This is a genomic window from Sulfurihydrogenibium subterraneum DSM 15120 (genome assembly GCF_000619805.1).
Lineage (GTDB): Bacteria > Aquificota > Aquificia > Aquificales > Hydrogenothermaceae > Sulfurihydrogenibium > Sulfurihydrogenibium subterraneum.
Genome location: NZ_JHUV01000009.1, coordinates 224,487 through 250,102, shown reverse-complemented (window position 1 = coordinate 250,102; position 25,616 = coordinate 224,487). Strand labels below are relative to the sequence as shown.

The following is a 25,616-nucleotide window of genomic DNA, read 5'->3' as shown; positions in this document are numbered from 1 at the left end:
TTTCATCCAGCAAGTTATCATGAAGTTAAATCTTTTAGATTAAGAGCAAAAACCAGTATTTGGTTTAAAAGACTTATAAGCTTTTTTGAAGTAATAGGGGACAAAGGGTATAGAGGATGTGAGAATGTTATCGTATGTGAGACAAAAGAGGATAAAGCTCAGAGGCAGATTATTGAAAGCATATTTTCAAGGTTAAAACAATTTAACGCTCTTAGTAGATGGAGAAAAGGTATAACGCTTCTTTCCTATTTGTATGCTTATGCAATAGGTTATAGCTTTTTCAGGTACTGTGAGGTTTAATTATGGCATTAATTTCTCACTCAACGTATGATAGTATATTTAAAATTATTTTGTATATGTGAGGGTTAAATGGAGAATTTTACAACGTTTACTTTTGAAAAAATAAAAAATATTATTAATTATCTTTCAATTTCTACGGAGGAAAAAAATTCTTTACTTGAGATACTTAAATATCCAGATATATCTTTTGAGTTTTCAACCTACTTAAAAAAAGAAAATCAAATAAAAAGTATTAAAGCTTATAGAGTACTTCATAACTCCTTGAACGGACCATATAAAGGAGGGTTAAGAATATCTCAAGATATAACTTACCATGAACTTTTAGAACTATCCACACTGATGACTCTGAAAAATGCTCTACTTGATATTCCTTTTGGTGGTTCAAAAGGTGGAATTTCAATTGATCCCAAATCTCTAACATCGGAAGAAAAAGAACTTATTATAAGAGAATATGCAAGAAAATTAAGTAAATATATTGATGAGTATACTGATATTCCAGCTCCAGATATGAACACAGATGAGGATGATATGAATGTTTTCTTTGATGAATATTCAAAAATAAAGGGAAAGCCAGTTTATGCTATAGTTACTGGAAAATCTCCTGAACTAAAAGGCATTGAATATAGAAAATTTTCTACGGGATATGGTGTTGCTTATATAACCGATAAAGTTATAAAAGATTTTTTAAACAAGGATAATGTAAAAATAGTTATTCAAGGTTTTGGAAAAGTTGGAAAATACACATTTAAAAAGATTCAAGAGTTAGGTTATAAAGTAGTAGCTGTATCAGATTCAAAATGTGGTATTTATTCAAAAGAAGGATTAGATTTTAATCAGTTAAATGAAATAAAAAAAGAGTATGGGACTGTTTGTGGATTAGCTGAAATAAATAAAAATATAGATAAATTAAATCCATCTGAATTTCTATACATTGATTGTGATGTGCTTATACTTGCTGCAAAAGAAGATGTTATAAATAAAGAAAATGCAGATAAAATTAAAGCAAAAATAATAGTAGAAGGTGCAAATAAACCTATAACAGTAGAAGCAGATGATATTTTAAATAAAAATGGAAAATTAATTATTCCAGATATTCTATCCAATTCTGGAGGCGTTTTTGTAAGTTACTATGAATGGTTAAAAGGTTTAGGTTTAGTAGATCTAACAGATGAAGATATAGATAAAATAATGAAAGAAAAGTTATTACAAGCTTATAACAACGTTAAAAACATAAGCCAAAGTAAAAGTTTACCTTTTAGGGAATCAGCATTAATTTTATCTTTAGAAAATCTCTATAAAAAAGCAAAACTTAGAAAAGTTATCTAAATAAACTGTTATGAACCTTTTCCCATACTGTAAGAGCTTCCTTACACTCTTCTAAAGTCGGTACAAGTGCTATTCTAAAGTACTGACTTTCACAGTTTCCTTCTGCTATCTCAAGACTACTACAGAAGTTTTCCCCAATTGAGACAACTATTCCATTTTCTAGTAATGCTTTAACATAATCTTTTGCATCTATCCAAGAAGGTGCTTTTATCCAGATGTAAAAGGTTGCCTTTGGATATAGGTATTCAAGACCGATTTTATTTAAAAACTCTATAAATAAATCTCTCTTTTGTTTAAATATCTCAATTCTTTCTAAAACATGATTTTCATCTTCCCATGCAGCTCTTGCTGCCTGCTGTATAAAGTCTGGACTTGCAACGCCAAAGTTAGCTCTCTCTTTTCTATAAAATGAGATTATTTTTTCATCACCTGCTACAAACCCTGACCTATAACCTGTCATACCACTTCTTTTAGACAAAGAGTGGAAAACTACTACATTATCAATTTCAAATTCTAAAGCAGAGTGAGGTTTTTCTTCAAAGTATATTTCTGTATAACACTCATCAGAGCAAAGAATAATATCATACTCTCTACATATTTCTATAGTTTCTTTTAAATAACTTTCAGGGGCTACAGCTCCCGTTGGATTGTGAGGGTAGTTTATCCATACTATCTTAGTTTCTTCTAAAATAGATTTTTCAAGCTTGTCTAATCTAAGTAAAAATCCATCTTCTTCTTTTAATTTAACAGCAGTAGGAATACCTCCTGCGTAAAGTGTTCCTCTTTCGTAAACAGGGTAAGCAGGTGTTCCAAATATAACTCTCTTTTTATCTTCCTCTGGGTCTATAAAGACAAGTGGAAAGTGGAAGATAGCTTCCTTTGACCCAGCAGATGGGATTATTTGAGTATCTGGGTTTAGTTTTACATTAAATCTTTTTTCAAACCATTTTGAAATAGATTCTCTTAAATCTTTTCTTCCTAATACCGATGGATACTGACTCACCTCTGGGATTGCATTTATTAGAGCTTTTCTTATAAAATCAGGAGTTGGTTCCTTAGGGTCTCCTGTGCCAAAGTCGTATATCTTTATACCTTTTTCTTTTAAAGATGCTTTTATTCTGTTAAGTTCTTCCATAGGATAGTTTTTGAGATTTTTAATAGTTTTATTCATACAAAAACCTCACTTAGATGATTTAAAAGTAATATTTTAGCAGGTTTTTAAATGAAATTTTATCCCTTCCTTACTGGAAGGGATTTGTTTTATTATCTTCTTGATGGAGTTTTTCTGGTCTCTTTTTTTGTGAACTTTCTTTCAGAAGCTTCGTTAATAACTTCTATGTTTGCTTTTGTTTTTTGTAATATCTGCTGTAAATACTTATCTTCCGAAGGTGTTGCTATAGATATAGCTGTTCCTTCTTTTCCAGCTCTTCCAGTTCTACCTATTCTGTGTACATAACTTTCCGCATTTTTTGGAAGACCGTAGTTTATAACAAGTTCAACACCTTTAATATCAAGCCCTCTTGCAGCAACATCTGTTGCAACTAATATTTTTAACTTTCCAGTTCTAAAGTTATGCAGGACTGTTTCCCTTTTCTTTTGAGAAAAATCTCCGTGAATTGCACTTACGCTAAATCCTTCTTTAGACAAGTCTTCTGATAGCTGGTCAGCTTCTAACTTTGTTTGAGTAAATATTATCGTTTTTTCCGCTTGGTTTTGAGATAGAACTTCTATAAGTTTGTTAAACCTGTTTTTAGGGTTTACTCTGTAGATAATCTGTTTAATCTTTTCTACCGTTACTTCATCTGGTTTAACTTTTATCGTTTGATAATCTTCACTTAAAAACTCTTGAGCCAACTCTAAAATTTCTTTTGGCATAGTAGCAGAGAAAAGTAAATTTTGTCTGTCTTCTGGAAGATAAGACATTATATCTTCTATATCTTCTATAAATCCCATTTCAAGCATTCTATCAGCTTCATCTAAAACAAACATCTTAACGTTATCTAATTTTAAAAAGCCTCTTTCTAATAAGTCTTTAACTCTTCCTGGCGTTCCTACTATTACAACATCATTACCTTTCTTAAGAAAGTCTATCTGGTGTTTCATAGATTTTCCACCATAAACAGATAAAACAAAAACTTTTTTATTCTTTCCTAAATCTTTAATCTCTTTTGCAACTTGAATTGCAAGCTCTCTTGTTGGAACTAAAATTAATGCTTGAATTTTTTTCTGTTTAGGATTAACACTTTCAACTATCGGAATACCGAAAGCTGCTGTTTTACCAGTTCCTGTTTGGGCTTGTGCTACCAAGTCTTTACCGCTTAAAACTGCTGGAATTGCTTTTTCTTGAATCTCTGTTGGTTTTGAATAACCAAGACTTTCTAAAGACTTTAAAGTCTCTTGAGAAATACCTAAATCTTTGAACGTTTTGTTCGACATAAAAATGCCTCCTTAAAAAAATGTTTTTTAAAGAGGAAAAGAATCTCCGACTTACATTAGATCTTTATTGATTGATCCCCTGACTATGTATCTAATGGAGGATTTTTTTCCTCTTTTCTTGCTATACATTATACACTAATTTTAAAAAATCACAAGCCTAAAGATTTTTTCATTACTTCTACGGGGGCTTTTTGACCAGTCCAGATTTCAAAGGATTTTGCACCTTGATATATAAGCATTGGAAAACCATTTTGGTATTTGCAACCTTTTTCTTTTGCAGCTTTTAAAAGTTTTGTTTCTTTATAGATAATATCTACAACAGTCTGAGACTCTTTTAATATGTTATAATCAAAAAGTGGAAAATCTTCATTGTTTAAACCTACAGAAGTTGTGTTGACTATTATATCTACATCGCTTAAAAATGTTTCTATATCTTGTAAAGAGATAGGAGTTATTATTTTATCTACTATCCTAAAATACTCTTTATACTCTTGTATAAGTTTTTCTGCCCTTTGTAACGTCCTATTTGCAAGATAAATTTTATCTACATTTTCTTTTAGCAAACCATAAATAATAGCTCTGGAAGAGCCTCCCGCACCTATAACTAAAACCTTCTTACCTTCTAAATTTGGCTCTAACTCTTTTAATCCTTCTATAAAGCCAATCCAATCAGTGTTGTATGCAATCAAGTATCCATCTACATTTTTTATTGTGTTTGCAGCTTTTATAACTTTTACTTCTTCTGAAAGTTCATTGACATAATTAATTACATTTTCTTTATGAGGAATTGTGATGTTTACACCAGCTATTTTTAACACTTTTAAAGATTCTACAGCTTTTTCTAAATCATCTGGATTTACTTCAAAAGGTACGTAAACTGCATTTATACCAAGATATAAAAAGGCAGCTGTTTGAAAGGTTGGGGATTTTGAATGTTTAACAGGATAGCCAAATATACCGTAAACTTTTGTCTGTCCGTCTAAAATCATATAATCTGATACTTTTCTTCTCCTATGTTTACAGCTTTAACCCAGGGTAAAGATTCTTTTATAGTGTAAACAACAAGATCTTTCATAGTCATATCAGCTACAGGACAGGTTTGACAAGTTCCATAGAGCTTTAAAAATACTTCATCATTTTCAACTTTAACTAAATCTATATTTCCTGCATCTGCCTTAAGAGCTGGTCTAATTTTTTCTAAAACTTCTTTTACTTCTTGTTCTTTGTCTTCAATAACCATAATACCACCTCAATGTTTATTGACGGTCTTATAAAACTCTTGAATAATTTTTTCTCTATCTTCTTCAGGGATGTTTAAAAGTTTTAAAGCACCAATCAGGCTTAATTTTCTAAATAAAATACTGTCTAACTTTTCTTCGTAAAAGTATTTAAAATAAGGTTTAAACTTTTCTTCTAACTGAGGATAATGCTTATATATATCAGAAATTTTACTTTCTAAATTTAGCTTCATAGCTAAACCTTTCTAACGTAAAAGTGATATACTCCATCTTCTTCTTTATAGCCTAAGTACTCATTGCCTGTTGTTTGACACCAAGCAGGCACATCTTGGATAGCACCTTCATCGTCTGCTAAAAGCTCAACTATCTGCCCTTTTTCTGCTTTTTTCATAACTTTTGCAAGTTCCGTTATTGGAATTGGACAGTAAGTTCCAGTTGCGTCATGTACTATGTCTGGTTTGATTTCCATAAACTTATCCTCCACTGGTTTAAAGTTTCATCGTCAAAAGGTATTCCAGTTAAAATCTCTTCATTATTATACTTAACATCTATTTTTCCATCAACAGTTTTTGAGTATCTGGCTATTATGTTTGCTATTATCTGTTTATCGTCTTCGTCTAAGTTATTATCATGTAGAGGTTTTGCTATTGCCACTGGACCTTTTCCAATCGGTTCAAAGTAGTGATATCTCTTTGAAAAACCTGATAAGAAGTTATTTTCTCCTTCATTTCTTGAAACTATAACTTTTGTTCCAGAATCTAATCTAAAGTGTCTTCCTACTGTAAATAATACTAAATCTTCTTGAGCTATCTTTCCTTCAACTGCCATAGTTTCTTTGTATTTGTAGGCGTAATTTTCATCTGTTAGATAACAGCAACCACCTGCAGGAGATTCAAACTCATCTATACCTAATTCTTTTGCAAGTTCTAACTGTCTCTTTCTACTTCTTCCTACTATACCTTCTAATTTTTCCCTATCTACCCAACCTTTTAACTCTGGAATAGTTGGAGGTAATCTTTTTGCTGATAATGGTCTTAGTATCAACCCTTCTAAACCTGAGTCCCTTTCTATTATTTTCAGCGGTAAGGATTTTTGGCTTTTAGGTCTTTGTCCTAAAACTTCTCCAGATATGATAAAGTCAGCTCCGATTTCTTCCATTATCTGTTTAGCTTTTTTAAACATGTATATTCTACAGTCTATACAAGGGTTTATGTTTGCCCCGTATCCGTATTTTGGATTTAGAATAACATCCATATATCCATTGGAAATGTCTACTATCTCAAGAGGGAAACCATACTTGGCAGCGTACTTTAATGCAGGATTCATGTAGTGGGTGCCGTCTTCTTTCTTTTCCCCCCTTCTTCTTTTTGTTTCTGTTATGCAAAAACCTGTGTAAAAGTGTACAGCTAATACGTCTATTCCTTGATTTTGAATGAGCTTGATAGCAAGAGTACTATCAAGCCCACCAGAGTATAATGCTACTGCTTTTCTTTTCATTATCCTATATGTTCTAAAGATACTGGAGTTTCTTCTTCGTGGTCTTCTTCTATACAGTCTGGTATTTTGCTTGCTTCTTCTACTCTACCTTGTTTTAGGAGATAGTCTTTTATAGCAACGTGGAGAGTTTCAAGTCCAAGATTTGTACAGTGTATTTTTTGTGGTGGTAATCCACCAAGCTCTTCAAATATTTCTTTGTAAGTCAAGTTTAACGCATAGTCTATAGGTTTTCCTTTAACCATCTCTGTTAAAACTGAAGAAACAGCTATAGCAGAACCACAACCAAAAGTTTTAAACTTAACGTCTGTGATTATGTCTGTGTCTTTATCTACTTTTATAGTAAACAACATAGCATCACCACAAGATGGGTTTCCACACTGACCATATCCATCTGGATTTGGTATTTCTCCCAAGTTTCTTGGGTTCATAAAGTGATCCATAACTTTTTCTGTATATTCAAACATCTTACTTTACCTCCGATTTATTTTAAGTTATAGTATTTCTTTTCCACAGTCTTTCCAATGATAAAAATCACTTTTTACTTGAATTTTGAAGCTTTCTTTGTAAAGTCTTCCCAGTTTTCAGGGTTGAATGGAGATATTTCTCTCAGTCTTGCAATAACTTTTGGATACTCTTCAATGATGTAATCTATATCTTCTTCTGTGTTATCTCTACCAAGAGAGAAGACTATAGACCCGTTAGAAGCTTCTTTTTCTACTCCGATAGCAGCTAAAACGTGAGATTGTTTTAGTGCGTAAGAAACACAAGCTGAACCAGAAGCTGTATATGTTTTTTTGATGTTTAACATAAGAAGCATAGCTTCTCCTTCTATGTACATAACGATTAAAGATAGATGGTTTGGAAGTCTTTTTTCTGGATGTCCTGTAAATCGTATGTGAGGTATTCTTTCCTCAATTCCTTTTTTGAGTTTATCTCTTAAATACCTTAATCTATTTACTCTATCGTCCATCTCTTTGATAGCAAGCTCTGCCGCAGCTCCCATACCAACTATACCCGGTACATTTTCTGTCCCAGCTCTTCTACCACCTTCCTGTATTCCACCTTCTATAAGTGGTTTTAACCTTATACCTTTTTTAACATATAGTCCTCCTACTCCTTTTGGTGCGTAGAAGTAATGTCCTGTAAATGAAGCCATATCAAGTCCCCAGCCTTCTACGTCAACTGGCATATGTCCAACTGCCGCAGCTATATCAGAGTGGAAAACTACTCTTGGGTTCTTTTCTTTAACAGCAGCTACTAAAGCTGGCATATCTTGAATTGTTCCTATTTCTCTGTTTGCAAATCCTACAGATACGAGTATTGTATCTTCTCTAACAGCATCAGCTAACTTTTGAGGGTCTATTATTCCATACTCATCTGGCTGGACTTCTGTTATTTCAAACCCTTCTTTTTCTAAAGTCTTACAGGAGTGTAAGATTGAGTGGTGCTCGATAGCGGATACTACTATGTGTTTTCCTCTTCTTCCTGGAGCTTTTGCAAATCCTTTTATTGCAAGATTATTCGCTTCTATTGCTCCAGATGTAAAAACTATGTCATCAGGATTACTAACATTTAAAAGCTGTGCCACCTGTTCTCTGGCTCTATTTATTGCCTTTTTAGCCTCTATTCCCATCTCGTGTAAAGATGTAGGATTACCAAACTTTTCTTTAAAGTAAGGCATCATAGCTTCTATGGCTTCATCACAAACAGGTGTTGTAGCCAAATGGTCTACATATATTCTTCTCATAATATTTCCTCCTTACGTTAAACTTAGTTTTCTAATAATTTTTTCTGCTATGTTTATAAACTCTTTTGCAGATTGAGAATCTTCCTTTGCAAATACTATAGGTATTCCAAGGTCTGAAAACTCTGCAACCTTTGGCTCTATTGGTATTCTTCCTAAAAGTTCTACACCGTAATTTTTAGCAACTTCTTCTGTTTTACTTTTACCAAATATCTCATAAACTTTTCCACTATCTGGGCATACAAAATAACTCATATTTTCAACTACTCCAAGAATTGGAATTTGGACTTCGTTAAACATCTGTATTCCCTTTTTAACGTCTATAAGAGCAACATCTTGAGGTGTTGTTACTATAACAGCTCCATCTATCTCTGCCGTTTGACCAAGAGTAATCTGTACGTCCCCAGTTCCCGGTGGTAAATCTATAACTAAAAAGTCTAAAGGTTCTTCTCCCCAATCTATATCAAATAAGAACTGAGTAAGAGCCTTGAATAAAACAGGACCTCTCCATATAACAGGTGTGTCTTCAGATGGTAATAAAAATCCTATTGACATTACTTTTACACCGTGAGCTTCTGGAGCTATAATTTTATCTCCCTCTGGTGTTTGTCTTGCCATTACCTTTTTATCTTTTGCTCCAAACATAGTTGGACCACTTGGACCATACATATCCGCATCTAAGTATCCTACGTTATATCCTAACTTTTTTAATGCAGATGCAAGATTGACGGCTACTGTTGACTTACCTACCCCACCTTTTCCTGAAGCTACAGCTATAACTTTTTTTACATTAGGGATTCTTCTTCTGGTTTCAAAAGGGTTAGCCTGTGGTGGAGGAGGTGGTGGCTGTGTTTGTCTTTGGGATGGGGGTTCACTTGAAAATTCAACTTCTACTTTTTCAGCTCCGATAGATTTTAAAGCTTTTTCTATTTTTTCTTTTAAAAAGCTATGATACTTTTCGCTTGGAGAGAAAACTTTAATATAAACATTGTTTCCGTCTATCTTTAAATCTTTCATTAAATCAGCGATAGAAAAGCTTACTCCTATTTCTTCAAGAGTGATTTTTTTTAATGTGTCAATTACTCCTTGTAATGCCATAGAAACCTCCTTAAATTTGTTATAATAGAATAAGGAATTTTTATTATTATACTATGATAGCAGTCATTATTGAAGATTTTAAAGTCTTAAATTTTTGAGGAGAAAAGATGGAACCGTATACAGGATCTTTAAATTTTTTACATAATTACTCAGCAATGCAAGGGATAGTCCATTTTATAGGATGGACTATAGCTATAATTATACTAGTTTATGTGTTTAAGTTTGTTAAGAAACATCAACAAGAAGATGAAAGAGCTAAAAAATATAATCAGAAAAATCCTGTTGAAGAGTTAAAGAATCAAGAGAATAAGGAAGGAGAGGGATAACCCTCTCCTATCAATTAATCTTCCCAGAGAGCTTTTAAGCTCTTTGGTAAATCTCCTTTAACGTCTTGTATCTCTCCGTCTGATACGTGTCTTTTAATAACTCTGAATACGGCTTTTATCACTTGTTTTGCATGGTCTTCGTTTCCAAAGTCTTTACCTGCAGCTCTTCTATCTTCTTCTAAAACTTCGTGGATAAAGTCTTCCACTGTTTTGATGGTTTTGTCTGGCATAGGAGAAGGTTTCCATCCATCAATATAAACAGCTTTAATACACATAGGAAGTTGAGAGATTAAATCAAAAGATTCTTCTAATGTCAATCTTCTTCTTAAAACGTGTAAAACTGTTCTTAAAACTCTCCCTGCTTTCTCTTTGTCATCAGGATTTCCTAACTCCTGAGCAAGGTCTTTAAGAAAAAGATTTCCCTTTTCTACATACTTTTCAAAGTTCATGACTACCCTCCTAAACTTTTTTGTTTAATTTTAAATATATGGTTTTATTTTTGAAAAAGCAAGAGTTTAATTATTCTTCTCTTCAGATTGAATATACTTTTTAGCATCTATATACATATTTCTAAAACCTGCTGCCAAACCTAAAAAGAAAAAAATTATAGTTAAATAAGGAGATGTATCAAAGTATTTGTCAAGTAAATAACCCACCCCCACTCCAACTATTACTCCAGAAACAAGATGTAATCCTATAGATAAAAAAGAAAAAGTTTTATTTATATTTTTACTCATTTAAACCAAGGACATCGCTCATATCGTAAAGTCCTGCAGGCTTATCTTTAACCCACTTTGCAGCTTCTATTGCACCTTTTGCAAATATCTCTCTTGAGCTTGCTTTATGAGTAAGCTCTATTCTTTCTCCAGCAGCTGCAAATATAACCGTATGGTCTCCTACTACATCTCCACCTCTTAGTGCAAAAACACCTATTTCTTTACTACTTCTTTCTCCAGTTGTCCCTTCTCTACCGTATACAACTTTTTCTATACCAGTTTCTTTTTTAAGTATATCAACGATTTTCATCGCTGTTCCAGATGGTGCATCTTTTTTATATCTGTGATGCATCTCAACTACTTCTATATCAAAACCTTTATCCTTTAAAACTCTTGCAGCCTTTTCTACAAGTTTAAACAGAAGATTTACACCTATACTCATATTTGGAGCTAAAACAACAGGAATTTCTTTTGAAATTTCTTTTATTTCTTGAAGTTGATAATCTAAAAATCCTGTTGTTCCTATTACTGCAGCTTTTTTATCTGCTGCAAGTACTCTTAAATGCCCAAGAACTGCTTCTTGATTGGCAGCAAAATCTATAAGTACGTCAATTTGGTCTATGACTTGGGATAAATCGGAAGTAATTGGAGCTGATAAATCTTTTTTATTTATTATTTCTCCAACAGTGTTATGTAAATGGGCACAGTCTGGACTTTCAATACCAACTGTGATTAATATATCTGGGTCGCTAGATGCAAGGCTTGCAATAGTTCTTCCCATTCTACCCATTACACCAGATATACCAAGTTTAAGCATTTGCTTCTCCTCTTCCAAAAATTACATTACCAAATTCGTTTAATAAATCGTTAGCTTGATGTGGAGGAACGATAGAAGGTGCTAGCGCTACATCTACACCAGGCTTAAATAACTTTTCCCTTATTAATTTTTCAATTTCTTCCATGTCTTGAGCTGTCACGTCTTCTCTAAAAATTTCCTGTGGGTTTTTTTCTGTAATAAAAAATCCAGCAAAAACAAAAGCATAAGCTTTCTTTTCCATAAAATCTCCTTTTAAATAAGTTTTCTCCCTCTAAATAGAGGGAGGTAAATCCTAAATTACTTTTCCTCTTTTGTTCCCATTTTGTACATTATTGAACCCCATAAGAACACAAGTTGAGTTAACATTAATACTAGCAAAATTACTTCAGCACTTGGAATTCCGCCAAAAGTCATTTCCATGATGACACACCTCCTTAAATTAATGTTTTAAAATAAATTCTGCCAAAGCTTCTTTTTCTTCTTTTGATAATTTTTTAGTTATCTCTATTTGTGGTTTCATTACAGCTTCTTTTGCAGGGTCAACTATTGCCTTTCCTTCGCCACTGAAGAATTTAATTAAGTCTTCTTTTTTTCCAGAGTATGCAGAAGCGATTTTCTTTAAAGCTGGTCCTACTGTATCAGCTGCAGCTTGATGGCAAGCAGTACAACCTTTTGATTTAAAAATAGATTCTCCATCTACTTTAGCAACTTTTGTTTCTTCTTTTTTCTCCTCTTTTTTAGCTTCTTTTTTAGCTTCTGTTTTTTCTTGAGGTTTAGACTCTTGAGCTTTTTGTTGGTTTACAGGTTGTTGTTCTGCTGTTTTTTGTTCTTGAGTTTTTTCCTGCTGCTGAGCTTGTTGCTGAGCTGGCTGCTGTTCTGGTTGCTGTTGTGTTTGTTGGACTTGGGCTGGCTGTTGAGACTGTGTTTGAGGTGCTTCTTCTTTCTTAGAGCAACCTACTATCAAAGCTGCAGATATAACTGTTAAGGACATTAATTTTATCTTTTTCACTTTTATTTCCCTCCGAAAATTTTTTAACAAAATCTAATAGTATAATAATAAACCTTTTTCATAAATTAATCAACTTCTACTTTTATAAACTCTGCTGCTTTTTTTGCTAATTTTCTTGCTTCTTCTACCGTATTGGCAGTTGCTAAAGTGATACCCATTCTTCTTTTTGGTCTTGTTGTGGGTTTTCCAAATATTCTTACTTTCACATCTCCTAAAGAAAGAGCTTGGTCTACTCCTTTATAAGTTGGAGCTACTCCGTAATCTTTTGCGTGGAAGCAGTAGGAAGCTGAAGGAGAGAGTAATTTTATGTTTATAGGTAAACCAAGTATAGCTCTTAAATGTATCTCAAACTCTGACATATTTTGGGATATTAAAGTTACCATTCCAGTATCGTGTGGTCTTGGGGATATTTCGTTAAACCACACTTCATCTCCTTTTACAAACATCTCACATCCAAATATTCCATATCCTCCAAGCTCATCTGTAATTTTTTTCGCAATTTCTTTTGCTTTGTTTAATGCGGTTTCAGACATCATATGAGGTTGCCAGCTTTCCCAGTAATCTCCTTCTACCTGTATATGACATATTGGTTCACAAAAAAGTGTTCCTTGGTTTTTTGTTCTAACTGTAAGTAGTGTTATTTCGTAATCAAAGTTTATAAACTCTTCTATTATTACTTCACTTCCTTTACCTCTTGCGTTTTCTTGAGCATAATACCAAGCTCTGTCTATATCTTCTAAACTTCTGACGACGGACTGTCCTTTTCCTGAGGAGCTCATTACAGGTTTAACTACACATGGAAGTCCTATTTCCATAACTTTTTTTCTGTAAGTTTCCATATCGGAAGCAAAAGCATATTTTGAAGTTTTTAATCCTACTTTCTCAGCTGCAAGCCTTCTTATTCCTATTCTGTTCATTGTGTATTTAACAGCTTGAGCACATGGAACAACTGTAAAACCTTCTTTTTCTAAATCTATTAGAGCGTCTGTATCTATAGCTTCAATCTCTGGGACTATAAAGTCTGGTTTTTCTCTATAAACAATATCTTTTATCTGTTTTCCGTTTTTCATATCTATTACATAGTATCTATGAGCTACTTGCTGAGCTGGAGCGTTTTGATAGCTGTCTACAGCTATTACCTCTATTCCCATTCTCATAGCTTCTATAACAAACTCTTTTCCTAACTCTCCACTTCCAAGTAAAAGGATTTTTGTTGCGTTGTGAGAAAGAGGCGTTCCAATAATCATGACTTTCCTCCGTCAATCACGAAGTTTATGTAAAATATTTTTAACTATTTCTGCTATCGTCTTGGTATCTAAACCATAACCGTGAATCTCTATAAAGGTTTGATATAAAAATGGAAGCATAATCCCAATTAAAGCTATTAGCATTACTACTAATCCAGCATTTATAGACCTTTTTAAAACACTTTCAGATGGGTTAAATGGGTTATAGTAAACATCTACATTTTGAGACTTAAACTCGTTTATAATTTTTTCAGCTGTGTTTTTATCCGTTTCAAAAGGGGATAAAAAGATTTTATCAGACATGTACTCATTACCGTTTACTGTGTATTTATACTTTATAACAGGTTTGTAAGTTTCATACTTTATAATTTCATTTACTCTTTCTACTTTTTTTTCTAAGACTTCACCTTGAGTTTTTTTCCAAAATAAATAGCGAAATTGTTTATATATTACAAAAAATGCCAAAATAGAGGCAAAAACCACATAAAAAGTATAAAGTACTATTGGATTCATAAGCAACTAATCTCAAAATTTTTTTAAAGATATATTATAACCTATATTTAATTCTCTTTAAGTTTAATTCTAATCTCAAAAGTTTTGGATTCTTTTTGAATGTAAAATTCATACCATACTTTTGGCTAAATTTATCTATGAAACTTTCAATAAGGTTATAAAGAAATTCTTTTGTGTATATTTTCCTTCTGTATAAGCTAATAGACCAAGATACAAAACTTTCTGCCTTTTTTAAAGTGTTGTATATCCTCCACCGTTCCATTAAATTTTCATCAAATCCAAAAGATTTGCCAAAATCTGCAACCACATCGTATAAAAACAAATCTTCTAATAGTAGGTCTGGATTAACCTTTACAACTCCATTATCAAAGTGTATTCTATGGGCAAAAGCAATTACAGGCAAAATTCCAACTCTACCAAAGAAAAGTGATTCGTACCATCCTTCTAAATCATCTCCTATTTTTACATTTCCAGTAAAAAAGTTACAATTTTCAATTAGGTTTCTTCTGTATATCCAGCTGCCGTGGGCATACATTACCCTATACTTTCCCAAAAATATATCTAAACCATTTACAATATCTTCTTTTTCATAGTTAAAAATTTTTTCTTCTCCATTGTAAAAAACGTCTTTATAACCACCAATTACGGATACAATCTCTTTATCTTTCTCAAATAACTTTACAGCTTTTGATATAAAACTTTTATCTACATAAAAATCATCTCCATCTAAAAAGGCAACTAAATCTCCAGATGCAAGCTCATAAAGAAGTTTTCTATGATTTTGAATTCTTCCAATGTTTTTCTCATTTCGGAATACTTTTAATCGAGGGTCTTTTATACTTGTTAAAACTTCAATGGTTTTATCTGTAGAACAATCATCGGATACTATAACTTCAATATTAGTGTAATCTTGAGACAAAGCTGATTCTACAGCTTCTTTTATATAATCTTCTTGGTTGTAAGTAGCTATAAGAATTGAAACTTTATACATAAAAACTTTCTCACCAAATGTGCTTTATAACCTTACTCTCTCGTAAACTTCTCCTGCATGAAAGGAGCTTCTTACAAGGATACCTGAAAAAACCTGCTTAAATCCTATTTGATAGCCTATCTCTTCAAACTCTTTAAACTCTTCTTCTGTGTAGTACTTTTCCACAGGAAGATGGTTTTTGGAGGGTTGTAAGTACTGTCCGATTGTTATTACATCACAATCGTGATTTTTTAAGTCTTGTAATAACTCAATAACCTGATGCTTTGTTTCACCTAAACCAAGCATAAATCCAGACTTTGTAATGACACTGCTGTCCAACTCTTTTACAGCTTTTATTATCTTTAAAGACCTTTCATAATTTCCTTGAGGTCTTACTTTTTTGTAAAGCTGTTTTACAGTTTCAATGTTATGGTTAATAACATCAGGTTTAGAGTTTACTACTACTTTTAACGACTCAAGATTTCCTTTAAAATCTGGTATTAAAACTTCCACGGTTGTATCTGGATTAATCTGTCTTACTTTCTCTATCACTTTGGCAAAGTGGGAAGCTCCACCGTCTAAAAGGTCATCTCTATCTACGGATGTAATAACTACGTGTTTTAGACCTAACATTTTAACTGCTTTGGCTATATTTTCAGGTTCGTCTGGGTCTAAGGGAAGAGGTTTTCCGTGGTTTACATTACAGTATGGGCAGTTTCTCGTACATACATCACCCATTATCATAAAGGTTGCGGTCTTTCTGGAAAAACAATCTCCTATGTTAGGACAAGAAGCTTCCTCACAGACTGTATGTAAGTTAAGACTGCGAAGAAGCTTTTTAATCCTAAAAACTTCTGGAAGAAGTGGAGATTTTACTTTTGGTTTCATTATTCTCCATAACCGTAATCTTTCCACCAGTTTGGATAAAGTGGATAAGATGAGCATAAAGACAATACATCTTCTTTTACTTCTTGAATAACTTTTTCATTATCAAGATTTTTCAGTACTTTAACTATATTTTTAGCAATTCTTCTCATATCATTTTCCTTCATTCCTCTTGTTGTAAGGGCTGCAGTTCCAAGTCTTATTCCAGAGGTGATAGCTGGTTTTTCAGGGTCAAAAGGTATAGCGTTTTTATTTACTGTAATATTTGCCTTTCCAAGAGCTTCTTCAGCCTGATTTCCTTTAACGTTTAGAGGTCTTAAATCTACAAGCATCATATGAGAGTCAGTTCCACCAGATACTATTCTAAGACCCTGTGCCATAAGTTCTTCTGCTAAAACTTGAGCGTTTTTTACAACCTGCTGAGCATACTTTTTAAACTCATCAGAAAGAGCTTCTTTAAATGCAACCGCTTTAGCTGCAATTACATGCATCAAAGGTCCACCTTGAAGTCTTGGGAAAACCCACTTGTCTATATCCTTAGCGTACTCTTCTTTACAGAGTATAAATCCTCCTCTTGGACCTCTTAGGGTTTTATGGGTTGTTGAAGTTACAAACTGGGCATAAGGAACAGGGTTAGGGTAAACTCCTCCTGCTATTAATCCAGAGTAGTGAGCCATATCTACCATAAGTAGAGCTCCTACTTCGTCAGCTACCTCTCTAAATTTAGCAAAATCTATTATGCGAGAGTAGGCGGAAGCTCCTGCAATTATAAGTTTTGGTTTGTACTCTTTTGCAAGTCTATAAACTTCATCGTAATCTATAAGCTCTGTTTTTGGATTTAATCCATACTGAACAGAGTTAAAAACAACTCCTGATACGTTTACTTTTGCACCGTGGGTTAAGTGTCCACCGTGATCTAATCTCATTCCCAGTATTGTATCACCAGGCTGGAGCTGAGAGAAAAACACAGCCTGATTAGCCTGAGACCCTGAGTGAGGTTGGACGTTTGCGTGGTCTGCACCGTAGAGTTTTTTTAGTCTTTCTATCGCAAGGTCTTCTACTATGTCTACGTACTCACACCCACCGTAGTACCTTTTGTGAGGTAGTCCTTCTGCATACTTGTTAGTTAGGACGCTTCCTTGAGCTTCCATTACAGCTTGAGAAGTGTAGTTTTCTGATGCTATCATTTCAAGGTGTTCTTGCTGTCTCTTAAACTCTAAAGAAACTGCTTTATAAACCTCTGGGTCAGTGTTTTTAAGATTTTCTAACAATTTCATACCTCCGAATTTAAATCTTTCCTTCTTCAATATCTAAGATAAGCTTTACTCTTCTTTCGTGTCTTCCACCTTCAAAAGGAGTTTCTAAAAATACGTCAACTATCGCAAGTGCATGGTCTAAACCGATAACCCTTTGACCAAGTGCCAAAACGTTTGCGTCGTTATGAGACCTTGCCATCCTTGCCATAAACTCGTTAGTGCATAAAGCAGCTCTTACACCCTTAATCTTGTTAGCTGCTATAGATATACCAATTCCTGTTCCACAGATTATTATTCCTCTATCAGCTTCTCCAGATGCAACTGCAACACCTACATTTTCACCAAAGTAAGGATAATCAACAGGTTCAGGAGAGTAAGTCCCTTTATCTATAATTTCGTACTTTTTTGATTTTAAGTATTCTTTTATTTTTTCTTTATAAAAAAATCCACCGTGGTCACTACCAAGGGCTATTTTCACTTAAGCAAACCTCCAAACAACTTAGCTATTACCAATTATATCATAAGCTTTAACTTCCAACTTAGTTGAGTTAAAATAAAAATTAAATAACTGTTTAAAAATCAATTTTAAAGTTCTTTATTAATCTGATCTTTATAATGAGAAATTTTCCCTAATTTATGCTAAATTATTGTGAAGTTTCGTTATTTCTTAACTTTTATTTAATTATTTCTATATAAGGATTTCAAAATGTTTAACTACATTGTTATAGGCTCAGGCTTTGCAGGTAGTGTAATAGCTGAAAGGATAGCTAATGTATTGAACGAAAAAGTATTAATTATAGAAAAACGAAACCATATAGGCGGAAACTGTTATGACTATAAAAATAAAGATGGAATAATTATCCATAAATACGGACCTCACCTTTTTCATACAAATTATAAGGAAGTGTTTGACTATCTTTCTAACTTTACAGATTGGAATATATACCATCACAGAGTTTTAGCTTTTATAGATGGTAAAAAAGTCCCTATACCTTTTAACCTAAACAGCCTTTATCTAACTTTTCCAGAAAGTCTTGCTAAAAGAATTGAAGAAAAACTACTTAAAAAATATCCTTACAACTCAAAAGTGCCTATTTTAGACCTTAAAAAAGAAAATGACAAAGACTTAAGGTTCCTTGCAGATTATATCTATCAAAAAGTCTTTTTAAACTATACTGTTAAACAGTGGGGATTAAAACCTGAAGATATAGACCCAGAAGTTACAGCAAGAGTACCAGTATTTATAGGAAAAGATGATAGATATTTTAGTGATAAGTATCAAGCAATACCCACAGAAGGCTACACAAAAATCTTTGAAAGAATGTTAAACCATTCAAACATAAAGCTTATGCTAAACACAGACTTTAAAGAAGTTATCAGTATAGATTTTGAAAGCAAAAAAATATATTTCTTTGGGCAAGAGTTTAAAGGAAAGTTGATATTTACAGGAATGATAGATGAGCTGTTTAATTTTAAATACGGTTATTTACCATATAGAAGTTTAGACCTCAGGTTTGAAACCGTAGAAAAAGAGTGGTTCCAAGAGGTAGCAACTGTAAATTATCCCAACGATTACGATTTCACAAGGATAACAGAGTTTAAACACATTCATCCAGCTTCTACAGAAAAAACTACAATATTAAAGGAATATTCAAAGCAATACATCCCAAATAAAGATATACCATACTATCCTGTATTTACAAAAGAGAACCAGAAGCTTTATAATAGATATAAAGAGGAAGCTGAGAAGTTTGAAAATATAATTCTTGTTGGAAGGCTTGCAGAGTACAGATACTATGATATGGATGATGTGATAAAAAGAGCCTTAGAGGTGTTTGAAGAGAAGGTTAGATGATAAAAATATATCCGAATACCAAAGTTTATATAGTTGCTCCAGCTGCAACTGCTACTGGAGGACCAGAATTACTTCATCAACTTGCATATCATTTGATAAAAGATTTTAATATTAATGCATATATTTACTATATTCCATCAAATCATACAGAACCTGTTCATCCAGAATATAAAGATTATAAAATACCTTTTGTAAGAGAAATAGAAGACTCAGTAAATAATGTTTTGATTGTGCCTGAATCTTATAAGGGATTAATCCTTTTAACACATTTTAAAAATGTTAAAAAAGTTATTTGGTGGTTGAGCGTTGATAATTTTTATATGTCAATCATTCGTCGATCCAAAATAAACTTTTTCTTTAGGCGTAAGATAAATAGTTTGTGGGAAACATTTTTCGGATATGAATTATTTGATATTACAGAAATAGCCTTAAAAAGCAAAAAATTTAAATATTTTGAATTGCCCGACTTTGTCAAGAAAGCAGATTACCATTTAGTTCAAAGTTATTACGCTCTTAATTTTCTTCAAGGAAAAAATATAGCACTACAAAAAATTTATTACCTTTCAGATTATCTTAATGAAAAATTCTTAAAAATTCAAACTGATTTATCTAAAAAAGAAAACATAGTGGCTTATAACCCTAAAAAAGGATTTACTTTTACAAGGAAAATAATAAAATCTGCAAAAGACATAAAATTTGTACCTTTAGTTAATATGAGTAGAGAGGAAGTAATAAAAACACTTCAAAAAGCTAAAGTTTACATAGATTTTGGTAACCATCCTGGTAAAGACCGTATTCCAAGAGAAGCTGCTATTTTGGGTTGCTGTGTAATTACTGGGAAAAGAGGCTCAGCTGCCTTTTTTGAAGATGTTCCAATTCCTGATGAGTATAAATTTGAAGACAAAAAAGAAAACATTCCCAAAATTATAGAAAAGATAAAAGATTGTTTTGAGAACTTTGAAAAAAGATATAAGGATTTTGATTACTACAGGCAGATTATAAAAAATGAGCCTCAAAAGTTCATTGAAGATTTAAAGAATATCTTTGTAAAGATACAGTAAATAAACATAAAATTTCTATACCCACCACATTATAAATGATGAGTTTATGGTATAATCATTTATTCTTAACATTTAAACAGAGGTTTTTTCGGAAAAATGATGGTAAGATTTGTACTTTTATTTTTTTTAATTAATTTACCTTTGTACGCAACAGAAGATTTATTTAAGGTAGCAAAACAAAAAGTACAGACAAAAAGTGTAGAAGATGTAATATTAAAGTCTTTAAAACTTTACAACGATGGACTTTACACAAATGCAATAAATCTCGTTCAAGACACCTTAATTAAAAACGAGGTAAACGACCAAAATTATACTATTCTAAACTTAATCTTAGCATCTTCTATATACAAAGCCCGAGAAGAAGATTTAATGTACAAGTTTATACAGCAGCTTCAAGACAATAGATTAGATGATTACTCTCTTTATAGAATATATCAGATAGCTATGACAATATTTATTGAAAGAAAACATCAAGAAGGTCAAGAGTATATACTGAATAAATTAGGTTTAAACACAAAAGAAAATCCAAAGTTAGAATCTGTAGAAGACCCAGCAAAAGTAATAGAGGCTATAATAACAGGAAAAGAGTCAAAAAAAGAGAAAATTAAAAGACTTGTAAAAAGCAACAGATTTGTACTTTTTGGAGAAGATTCAAAAGTTATAAACTATAAAAATGTAAGTTTTATATTAGGTCAAAACATATTTGAGCTTGACCCTCAAATTCCCATAATAAGAAAACTGTCTATATACGTCTCAGAAAAAGACCAAACCTTACTTGAAATCTCAAAAAAGTTAGACCTTGGGTACTATGAACTTAAAAATGCAAACCCATTTTTAGACCCATTTGACATAAGAAAAAATCAAATAATAATCGTACCATTTAGAAGAATACTACCAATTAAAAACTTCTCTTACGAAACAATATATATTAATATTAATGAAAAAAGACTTTACTATCCAATTATGATAGAAGGGAAAAGTTATGTAATAACATTTCCAATAGGGATAGGTGCGGATGAGGCACAATCTCCAGTAGGAGATTTTAAAATATCACAAAAAAGAGAAAATCCTGCTTGGTATCCGCCAGAAAGTATAAGAAAAGAACAACCTGATTTACCACCCGTTTTTCCTCCAGGACCTGACAACCCACTTGGAACAAGGGCAATGAGACTTGGGAGTACTTCATTTTTAATGCATGGAACAAATAAGGAGTACGGAATAGGAATGAAAGTTAGTCACGGTTGTATAAGAATGTACAACGAAGACGTAGAAAGATTGTTTGAACTTGTAGAAGTAGGAACTCCTGTTGTAAGTAGAGATATTCCATATAAAGTATTTTTCAACTCAGAAAAGTTTATAGAAGCTTTTGATGATGAAGGAGTATCAGCCTTAGAAAAAGCCAACCTCGTTAGTAAAAAGTTTATAGAGTTTTATAAAACAGACATAATAGGAAAAAGCTTTGCCGTAAGGGCTTGGTGAGGTAAAAGTATATGGAAAACAATGATTTAATCAAATGGGATAAAGAGCATTTCTGGCATCCTTTTACCCAGATGAAAGTTTACAGAGAAGAAGAAAATGTTATAGTTGAAAGAGGAGAAGGGAATTATATATACGATATATTTGGTAATAAGTACTTAGACGGAGTAGCATCTTTGTGGTGCAATGTTCACGGTCATAACCATCCAAAGTTAAACAAAGCAATCTGCGACCAAGTCAGTAAGATATCCCACTTTACGACCTTAGGAGCTTCTAACGTTCCAGCTATAATACTTGCAAAAAAACTTGTAGAGATAACTCCAAAAAGTTTAAATAAAGTCTTTTATAGCGAAGATGGGTCAGAGGCCATGGAAATTGCTATAAAGATAGCTTACCACTACTGGCATAACAAAGGCTATAAAGAAAAAACTAAGTTTATAACTTTAAGTCAAGCCTACCACGGAGACACTATAGGAAGTGTAAGTGTAGGAGGAATAAATATATTTCATGAAAAGTATAAACCTCTTTTATTTGACGTTTATAAACTTCCATCACCTTACTTAAAAGCTGTAGAGATAGCGGGAAGAGAAAAAGCTCTTGAGTATGAAACAACAAAAAAACTCATTGAAGAAGTAGAAGAGTTTGTTTTTGAGCACCATCAAACGATAGCTGGTTTTGTTTTAGAAGCAAGTGTGCAAGGAGCTGCTGGAATACTTCCATTTCCAAAAGGATACTTGAAAGAAGTAGAAAGAATATGTAGAGAATATAACGTATTAATGATAGTGGACGAAGTTGCTACTGGCTTTGGAAGGACTGGAGAGATGTTTGCCTGTATAAAAGAGAATGTAAATCCAGACATAATGGCTTTAGGTAAAGGAATAACAGGAGGTTATTTACCTTTAGCAGCAACCTTAACAACAGATGAGATATTTGAAGCGTTTTTAGGGGATTTTGGAGAAGCAAAACACTTTTACCACGGACACACTTACACAGGAAATCCTGTAGCGTGTAATGTTGCCCTTGCAAACATAGACCTTTTTGAAGAAGAAAAAACCCTTGAAAATGTTAGAAAAAACATTGATATTTTAGAAAAAAGATTACCTGAATTTTTACAACTAAACCACGTTATAGACGTTAGAAACTACGGCTTAATGGCAGGAGTTGAGCTAATTAAAGATAAAAAAACAAAACAACCTTACCCATATGGAGATAGAACTGGATTTAAAGTTGCAAAAGCAATGCTTAAAAGAGGCATATGGGTTAGACCACTTGGAGACGTTATGGTTATAATGCCACCTCTTTCAATAAAAGAAGATGAGTTAAATTACTTTTTAAATTCACTAAAAGAAAGTATAATAGAAGTATGCGGAGATTAAAAATAGGAGGAAAATTAAAGTGATTATTAGAGTTGCCCATAGTCCAGACTCAGACGATGCATTTATGTTTTACGCTATTAACCAAAAAAAGATAGATACAAAAGGATATGAATTTGTAGATATACTCTCTGATATAGAAACTCTTAACAAAGAAGCCCTTAAAGGAACATACGAAGTAAGCGCTATATCTATTCATGCATTTCCCTACGTAGCTGATAAGTACGCCCTTTTATCAAGTGGAGCCAGTATGGGAGATAATTACGGACCTATGGTTGTTGCAAGAGAATCTTTTGACCCAAAAGAGTTAAAAAACAAGAAAATAGCAGTGCCTGGAACTTTAACCTCTGCATTTTTAGCCTTAAAACTCTTTGAGCCAAATATAGATTACATTGTAATCCCTTTTGATAAAATAATAGAAGAAGTAAAGTCTGGAAACGTAGATGCAGGGCTTATAATACACGAAGGACAGTTAACATACAAAGATGAAGGTTTAGTTTGTATTGTAGACCTTGGTAAGTGGTGGTATGAAAAAACAGGAGGTTTACCATTACCTTTAGGCGGAAACGTCATTAGAAAAGATTTAGGTATTAATACTATGAAAAAAATTTCCGAAATATTAAAAGAGAGTATTAAATACTCTCTTACCCACAGAGATGAAGCGGTAGAGTATGCATTGAAGTATGCAAGAGGAATGGATAAAAACAAAGCAGATAAATTTATAGGAATGTACGTAAATAATTTAACCGTAGATTACGGAGAAAAAGGAAAAAAAGCGATAGAGCTATTTTTAAAAGAAGCTTACGAAAAAGGTTTTATACCCAATATGCCTGAGATAACTTTTGTTTAAAGGGGAGATAAGATGAAAATCCTCTACATAGGGAAAGATAAAAATTCATACGAAATTTTAAATGAAGTAGCATCTTTAAGTCAATCAGAAGTTATAATGGTTGAAAGTTTAGAAGATGCAAAAAATTACATAACTACAAACAAAGATATCCACGGAATAATAGCATCTCCCAAAGTAGATAACCTGCCTTCACTTCAACTGTTATCTATACTTAAAAGAGATGAAAGTTTAAAAGATATTCCTTTTATAATACTTGGAGAAAATATTACAAAAGAAGATGTTGAGTATTACAAAGGAATGGGAGCCACAGAAGTGTTTGAAATACCTTTTAATCCACTTGAAGTTTTTCTTATTTTAACCGCATCCTTGAAGGACGCAAAAGGTGAAGAAGTTGTAAAACAGATACTCCACGAAGCTAAGAAAGATAAATCTTTATTTATGAAAATCCTTAAGCTTATAAAAAGGTTATTTGGAATTAAAGGTGAGTAGTAATTTTTCTTCATTTGAAGATTGGAAGTTAAAATTAAAAGAAGAATCTCAAAACAAACACACCTGTGTACTCGTAGAAGGAAAAAGAGACTTAACAAAGTTGTCAAGCTATGGAATTAATAACATAATTGTCCTTCAAGGCAAAAAGTATTACGATGTTGTAGAAAATATTCTAAATAATTTCGATAAGTGTATCATCCTCTTTGATGTCGATAAACATGGAGATAAAATGTTTCAAAAATTTTCCCAGATGTTAAAAGCTGAGGGAATTCAAGTAAATTCTTCTTACAGAGATTATTTAAAATCACTAAACGTTGAAGAGATTGAAAATCTGCCTTAAAATATTAATCTTAAAAAATTTTTAAGGAGTCAGATTGTTAGCAAAACGCATTATACCTTGTTTAGATGTTAATAAAGGTAGAGTTGTAAAAGGTGTTAACTTTGTAAATCTGATAGATGCGGGAGACCCTGTTGAGATAGCAGCTGCATACGATAAAGAAGGTGCTGATGAGATAGTTTTTCTTGATATTACGGCTTCTGCAGAAGATAGAGATATTATATTAGATGTTGTTAAAAAGACGGCAGAAACTGTTTTTATGCCACTGACTGTAGGTGGTGGTGTAAGGTCTTTAGAAGATATAAGAAAACTTCTTGAAAACGGAGCAGATAAAGTATCTATAAATACAGCAGCTGTAAAAAATCCATCTTTGGTAGAAAGTGCAGCAGTTAGATTTGGTTCATCTACAATAGTTGTAGCTATAGATGCAAAAAAGATAGATGAAAATAAATGGGAAGTTTACATAAACGGTGGTAGAACGCCAACAGGAATAGATGCAGTCCAGTGGGCAAAAGCTGTAGAAGACTTAGGAGCAGGAGAGATACTTCTTACATCTATGGATAAAGATGGTACAAAATCTGGATACGATGTAGAACTTACAAAAGCAGTATCTGAAGCTGTTAAAATTCCTGTTATAGCATCAGGAGGAGCAGGGAAAAAAGAACATTTTTATGAAGTGTTTGAAGAAGGAAAAGCAGATGCAGCTTTAGCAGCTTCTTTGTTTCATTTTAAAGAAGTAGGTATAAAAGAGTTAAAACAGTTTTTAAAAGAAAAAAACGTAAACGTGAGGATTTAAT

At 32.6% G+C, this 25,616-nt stretch carries 32 protein-coding genes and 1 pseudogene; 11 read left to right on the top strand and 22 right to left on the bottom strand.

Annotation, left to right across the window (positions count from 1 at the left end):
• A pseudogene (locus Q385_RS09390) lies at positions 1–300 on the top strand (hypothetical protein); the annotation flags it as partial.
• Between the two features lie 69 nt (positions 301–369).
• Positions 370–1,626: a Glu/Leu/Phe/Val family dehydrogenase gene (locus Q385_RS0104385; protein ID WP_028950500.1), complete on the top strand. Its 1,257-nt coding sequence runs from the start codon at positions 370–372 to the stop codon at positions 1,624–1,626.
• Here the strand turns inward: Q385_RS0104385 and dapC are convergent.
• The 10 genes from dapC to Q385_RS0104335 form a co-directional block, all read right to left on the bottom strand.
• Complete coding sequence (gene dapC / locus Q385_RS0104380; RefSeq protein WP_028950499.1) at positions 1,619–2,797, bottom strand: succinyldiaminopimelate transaminase; 1,179 nt, start codon at positions 2,795–2,797, stop codon at positions 1,619–1,621. The two genes, Q385_RS0104385 and dapC, sit on opposite strands and share 8 nt — an antisense overlap.
• 92 nt (positions 2,798–2,889) lie before the next feature.
• The gene (locus tag Q385_RS08865; protein WP_037919569.1) at positions 2,890–4,062 is read right to left on the bottom strand and encodes a DEAD/DEAH box helicase; all 1,173 of its coding nucleotides are present in this window, start codon (positions 4,060–4,062) and stop codon (positions 2,890–2,892) included.
• Positions 4,063–4,211: 149 nt separating this feature from the next.
• Positions 4,212–5,051 carry a shikimate dehydrogenase gene (gene aroE, locus Q385_RS0104370; RefSeq protein ID WP_028950498.1) on the bottom strand — a complete coding sequence of 280 codons (840 nt, stop codon included), beginning with the start codon at positions 5,049–5,051 and terminating at the stop codon, positions 4,212–4,214.
• On the bottom strand, positions 5,048–5,302 hold the full coding sequence (locus Q385_RS0104365) for a NifU family protein (protein WP_028950497.1): 255 nt from the start codon (positions 5,300–5,302) through the stop codon (positions 5,048–5,050). The genes aroE and Q385_RS0104365 overlap by 4 nt, the downstream gene beginning before the upstream one ends.
• Before the next feature lie 9 nt (positions 5,303–5,311).
• The gene (locus tag Q385_RS0104360; RefSeq protein ID WP_028950496.1) at positions 5,312–5,533 is read right to left on the bottom strand and encodes a hypothetical protein; all 222 of its coding nucleotides are present in this window, start codon (positions 5,531–5,533) and stop codon (positions 5,312–5,314) included.
• A gap of 2 nt (positions 5,534–5,535) precedes the next feature.
• Positions 5,536–5,769 carry a sulfurtransferase TusA family protein gene (locus Q385_RS0104355; RefSeq protein ID WP_028950495.1) on the bottom strand — a complete coding sequence of 78 codons (234 nt, stop codon included), beginning with the start codon at positions 5,767–5,769 and terminating at the stop codon, positions 5,536–5,538.
• Positions 5,748–6,797 (bottom strand): tRNA 2-thiouridine(34) synthase MnmA, encoded by a 1,050-nt coding sequence (locus Q385_RS0104350; protein ID WP_028950494.1) that lies wholly within the window; start codon positions 6,795–6,797, stop codon positions 5,748–5,750. The genes Q385_RS0104355 and Q385_RS0104350 overlap by 22 nt, the downstream gene beginning before the upstream one ends.
• Positions 6,797–7,261, bottom strand: a complete 465-nt coding sequence (locus tag Q385_RS0104345; protein ID WP_028950493.1) for an iron-sulfur cluster assembly scaffold protein — start codon at positions 7,259–7,261, stop codon at positions 6,797–6,799. The genes Q385_RS0104350 and Q385_RS0104345 overlap by 1 nt, the downstream gene beginning before the upstream one ends.
• 74 nt (positions 7,262–7,335) lie before the next feature.
• Positions 7,336–8,544: a cysteine desulfurase family protein gene (locus tag Q385_RS0104340; RefSeq protein ID WP_028950492.1), complete on the bottom strand. Its 1,209-nt coding sequence runs from the start codon at positions 8,542–8,544 to the stop codon at positions 7,336–7,338.
• A 12-nt stretch (positions 8,545–8,556) separates the two neighbouring features.
• Complete coding sequence (locus tag Q385_RS0104335; RefSeq protein WP_028950491.1) at positions 8,557–9,639, bottom strand: Mrp/NBP35 family ATP-binding protein; 1,083 nt, start codon at positions 9,637–9,639, stop codon at positions 8,557–8,559.
• Between the two features lie 107 nt (positions 9,640–9,746).
• Here Q385_RS0104335 and Q385_RS0104330 point away from each other — a divergent pair, with 107 nt between their 5' ends.
• Positions 9,747–9,965, top strand: a complete 219-nt coding sequence (locus Q385_RS0104330) for a hypothetical protein (protein ID WP_028950490.1) — start codon at positions 9,747–9,749, stop codon at positions 9,963–9,965.
• Between the two features lie 14 nt (positions 9,966–9,979).
• Here Q385_RS0104330 and Q385_RS0104325 read toward each other — a convergent pair whose 3' ends face one another.
• The 12 genes from Q385_RS0104325 to rpiB form a co-directional block, all read right to left on the bottom strand.
• A complete protein-coding gene (locus Q385_RS0104325) occupies positions 9,980–10,414 on the bottom strand; it encodes a DUF2267 domain-containing protein (protein WP_028950489.1) in 435 nt (144 codons plus the stop codon).
• Between the two features lie 66 nt (positions 10,415–10,480).
• Positions 10,481–10,702 carry an AtpZ/AtpI family protein gene (locus Q385_RS0104320; RefSeq protein WP_028950488.1) on the bottom strand — a complete coding sequence of 74 codons (222 nt, stop codon included), beginning with the start codon at positions 10,700–10,702 and terminating at the stop codon, positions 10,481–10,483.
• Entirely contained in the window at positions 10,695–11,498 is an 804-nt protein-coding gene (gene dapB, locus Q385_RS0104315) for a 4-hydroxy-tetrahydrodipicolinate reductase (protein ID WP_028950487.1), read from the bottom strand. Before dapB ends, Q385_RS0104320 begins: the two co-directional genes overlap by 8 nt.
• Positions 11,491–11,739, bottom strand: a complete 249-nt coding sequence (locus Q385_RS0104310; protein WP_028950486.1) for a hypothetical protein — start codon at positions 11,737–11,739, stop codon at positions 11,491–11,493. The genes dapB and Q385_RS0104310 overlap by 8 nt, the downstream gene beginning before the upstream one ends.
• 56 nt (positions 11,740–11,795) lie before the next feature.
• Positions 11,796–11,918 carry a hypothetical protein gene (locus tag Q385_RS09545; protein WP_012460234.1) on the bottom strand — a complete coding sequence of 41 codons (123 nt, stop codon included), beginning with the start codon at positions 11,916–11,918 and terminating at the stop codon, positions 11,796–11,798.
• 19 nt (positions 11,919–11,937) lie between these two features.
• Positions 11,938–12,507, bottom strand: coding sequence for a c-type cytochrome (locus Q385_RS0104300; protein ID WP_028950485.1), 570 nt, complete (start codon positions 12,505–12,507; stop codon positions 11,938–11,940).
• Positions 12,508–12,572: 65 nt separating this feature from the next.
• Positions 12,573–13,754: a formate-dependent phosphoribosylglycinamide formyltransferase gene (gene purT / locus Q385_RS0104295; protein WP_028950484.1), complete on the bottom strand. Its 1,182-nt coding sequence runs from the start codon at positions 13,752–13,754 to the stop codon at positions 12,573–12,575.
• A gap of 12 nt (positions 13,755–13,766) precedes the next feature.
• Positions 13,767–14,267, bottom strand: a complete 501-nt coding sequence (locus Q385_RS0104290) for a DUF3592 domain-containing protein (protein ID WP_028950483.1) — start codon at positions 14,265–14,267, stop codon at positions 13,767–13,769.
• A gap of 34 nt (positions 14,268–14,301) precedes the next feature.
• Positions 14,302–15,258, bottom strand: coding sequence for a glycosyltransferase family 2 protein (locus Q385_RS09120; RefSeq protein WP_051524390.1), 957 nt, complete (start codon positions 15,256–15,258; stop codon positions 14,302–14,304).
• Positions 15,259–15,282: 24 nt separating this feature from the next.
• Positions 15,283–16,125: a lipoyl synthase gene (gene lipA / locus Q385_RS0104280; RefSeq protein ID WP_028950482.1), complete on the bottom strand. Its 843-nt coding sequence runs from the start codon at positions 16,123–16,125 to the stop codon at positions 15,283–15,285.
• Entirely contained in the window at positions 16,125–17,393 is a 1,269-nt protein-coding gene (gene glyA, locus Q385_RS0104275; protein ID WP_028950481.1) for a serine hydroxymethyltransferase, read from the bottom strand. Before glyA ends, lipA begins: the two co-directional genes overlap by 1 nt.
• Before the next feature lie 16 nt (positions 17,394–17,409).
• Positions 17,410–17,856 (bottom strand): ribose 5-phosphate isomerase B, encoded by a 447-nt coding sequence (gene rpiB / locus Q385_RS0104270; RefSeq protein WP_028950480.1) that lies wholly within the window; start codon positions 17,854–17,856, stop codon positions 17,410–17,412.
• Positions 17,857–18,084: 228 nt separating this feature from the next.
• On the opposite strand from rpiB, the gene glf reads away from it, so the two are divergent.
• The 8 genes from glf (at position 18,085) to hisF (ending at position 25,615) form a co-directional block, all read left to right on the top strand.
• Positions 18,085–19,233 (top strand): UDP-galactopyranose mutase, encoded by a 1,149-nt coding sequence (glf, locus tag Q385_RS0104265; RefSeq protein WP_028950479.1) that lies wholly within the window; start codon positions 18,085–18,087, stop codon positions 19,231–19,233.
• Positions 19,230–20,294 (top strand): hypothetical protein, encoded by a 1,065-nt coding sequence (locus Q385_RS0104260; RefSeq protein WP_028950478.1) that lies wholly within the window; start codon positions 19,230–19,232, stop codon positions 20,292–20,294. Before glf ends, Q385_RS0104260 begins: the two co-directional genes overlap by 4 nt.
• Positions 20,295–20,390: 96 nt before the next feature.
• The gene (locus Q385_RS0104255; protein ID WP_028950477.1) at positions 20,391–21,773 is read left to right on the top strand and encodes a L,D-transpeptidase; all 1,383 of its coding nucleotides are present in this window, start codon (positions 20,391–20,393) and stop codon (positions 21,771–21,773) included.
• A gap of 11 nt (positions 21,774–21,784) precedes the next feature.
• Complete coding sequence (gene bioA, locus Q385_RS0104250) at positions 21,785–23,146, top strand: adenosylmethionine--8-amino-7-oxononanoate transaminase (RefSeq protein WP_028950476.1); 1,362 nt, start codon at positions 21,785–21,787, stop codon at positions 23,144–23,146.
• A 19-nt stretch (positions 23,147–23,165) separates the two neighbouring features.
• Positions 23,166–23,993 carry an MqnA/MqnD/SBP family protein gene (locus Q385_RS0104245; protein ID WP_028950475.1) on the top strand — a complete coding sequence of 276 codons (828 nt, stop codon included), beginning with the start codon at positions 23,166–23,168 and terminating at the stop codon, positions 23,991–23,993.
• A 12-nt stretch (positions 23,994–24,005) separates the two neighbouring features.
• Positions 24,006–24,482, top strand: coding sequence for a PleD family two-component system response regulator (locus Q385_RS0104240; protein WP_028950474.1), 477 nt, complete (start codon positions 24,006–24,008; stop codon positions 24,480–24,482).
• Entirely contained in the window at positions 24,475–24,822 is a 348-nt protein-coding gene (locus tag Q385_RS0104235; protein WP_037919611.1) for a toprim domain-containing protein, read from the top strand. The genes Q385_RS0104240 and Q385_RS0104235 overlap by 8 nt, the downstream gene beginning before the upstream one ends.
• Before the next feature lie 34 nt (positions 24,823–24,856).
• Positions 24,857–25,615 (top strand): imidazole glycerol phosphate synthase subunit HisF, encoded by a 759-nt coding sequence (hisF, locus tag Q385_RS0104230; protein ID WP_028950472.1) that lies wholly within the window; start codon positions 24,857–24,859, stop codon positions 25,613–25,615.
• The last annotated feature ends 1 nt before the right edge of the window (position 25,616 follow it).

Bases quoted from the DNA above. Each gene is read 5' to 3' on its own strand.
- Q385_RS0104385 (WP_028950500.1), top strand. From the start codon at position 370: ATGGAGAATTTTACAACGTTTACTTTTGAAAAAATAAAAAATATTATT.
- dapC (WP_028950499.1), bottom strand. From the start codon at position 2,797: ATGAATAAAACTATTAAAAATCTCAAAAACTATCCTATGGAAGAACTT.
- Q385_RS08865 (WP_037919569.1), bottom strand. From the start codon at position 4,062: ATGTCGAACAAAACGTTCAAAGATTTAGGTATTTCTCAAGAGACTTTA.
- aroE (WP_028950498.1), bottom strand. From the start codon at position 5,051: ATGATTTTAGACGGACAGACAAAAGTTTACGGTATATTTGGCTATCCT.
- Q385_RS0104365 (WP_028950497.1), bottom strand. From the start codon at position 5,302: ATGGTTATTGAAGACAAAGAACAAGAAGTAAAAGAAGTTTTAGAAAAA.
- Q385_RS0104360 (WP_028950496.1), bottom strand. From the start codon at position 5,533: ATGAAGCTAAATTTAGAAAGTAAAATTTCTGATATATATAAGCATTAT.
- Q385_RS0104355 (WP_028950495.1), bottom strand. From the start codon at position 5,769: ATGGAAATCAAACCAGACATAGTACATGACGCAACTGGAACTTACTGT.
- Q385_RS0104350 (WP_028950494.1), bottom strand. From the start codon at position 6,797: ATGAAAAGAAAAGCAGTAGCATTATACTCTGGTGGGCTTGATAGTACT.
- Q385_RS0104345 (WP_028950493.1), bottom strand. From the start codon at position 7,261: ATGTTTGAATATACAGAAAAAGTTATGGATCACTTTATGAACCCAAGA.
- Q385_RS0104340 (WP_028950492.1), bottom strand. From the start codon at position 8,544: ATGAGAAGAATATATGTAGACCATTTGGCTACAACACCTGTTTGTGAT.
- Q385_RS0104335 (WP_028950491.1), bottom strand. From the start codon at position 9,639: ATGGCATTACAAGGAGTAATTGACACATTAAAAAAAATCACTCTTGAA.
- Q385_RS0104330 (WP_028950490.1), top strand. From the start codon at position 9,747: ATGGAACCGTATACAGGATCTTTAAATTTTTTACATAATTACTCAGCA.
- Q385_RS0104325 (WP_028950489.1), bottom strand. From the start codon at position 10,414: ATGAACTTTGAAAAGTATGTAGAAAAGGGAAATCTTTTTCTTAAAGAC.
- Q385_RS0104320 (WP_028950488.1), bottom strand. From the start codon at position 10,702: ATGAGTAAAAATATAAATAAAACTTTTTCTTTTTTATCTATAGGATTA.
- dapB (WP_028950487.1), bottom strand. From the start codon at position 11,498: ATGCTTAAACTTGGTATATCTGGTGTAATGGGTAGAATGGGAAGAACT.
- Q385_RS0104310 (WP_028950486.1), bottom strand. From the start codon at position 11,739: ATGGAAAAGAAAGCTTATGCTTTTGTTTTTGCTGGATTTTTTATTACA.
- Q385_RS09545 (WP_012460234.1), bottom strand. From the start codon at position 11,918: ATGGAAATGACTTTTGGCGGAATTCCAAGTGCTGAAGTAATTTTGCTA.
- purT (WP_028950484.1), bottom strand. From the start codon at position 13,754: ATGATTATTGGAACGCCTCTTTCTCACAACGCAACAAAAATCCTTTTA.
- Q385_RS0104290 (WP_028950483.1), bottom strand. From the start codon at position 14,267: ATGAATCCAATAGTACTTTATACTTTTTATGTGGTTTTTGCCTCTATT.
- Q385_RS09120 (WP_051524390.1), bottom strand. From the start codon at position 15,258: ATGTATAAAGTTTCAATTCTTATAGCTACTTACAACCAAGAAGATTAT.
- lipA (WP_028950482.1), bottom strand. From the start codon at position 16,125: ATGAAACCAAAAGTAAAATCTCCACTTCTTCCAGAAGTTTTTAGGATT.
- glf (WP_028950479.1), top strand. From the start codon at position 18,085: ATGTTTAACTACATTGTTATAGGCTCAGGCTTTGCAGGTAGTGTAATA.
- Q385_RS0104260 (WP_028950478.1), top strand. From the start codon at position 19,230: ATGATAAAAATATATCCGAATACCAAAGTTTATATAGTTGCTCCAGCT.
- Q385_RS0104255 (WP_028950477.1), top strand. From the start codon at position 20,391: ATGATGGTAAGATTTGTACTTTTATTTTTTTTAATTAATTTACCTTTG.
- bioA (WP_028950476.1), top strand. From the start codon at position 21,785: ATGGAAAACAATGATTTAATCAAATGGGATAAAGAGCATTTCTGGCAT.
- Q385_RS0104240 (WP_028950474.1), top strand. From the start codon at position 24,006: ATGAAAATCCTCTACATAGGGAAAGATAAAAATTCATACGAAATTTTA.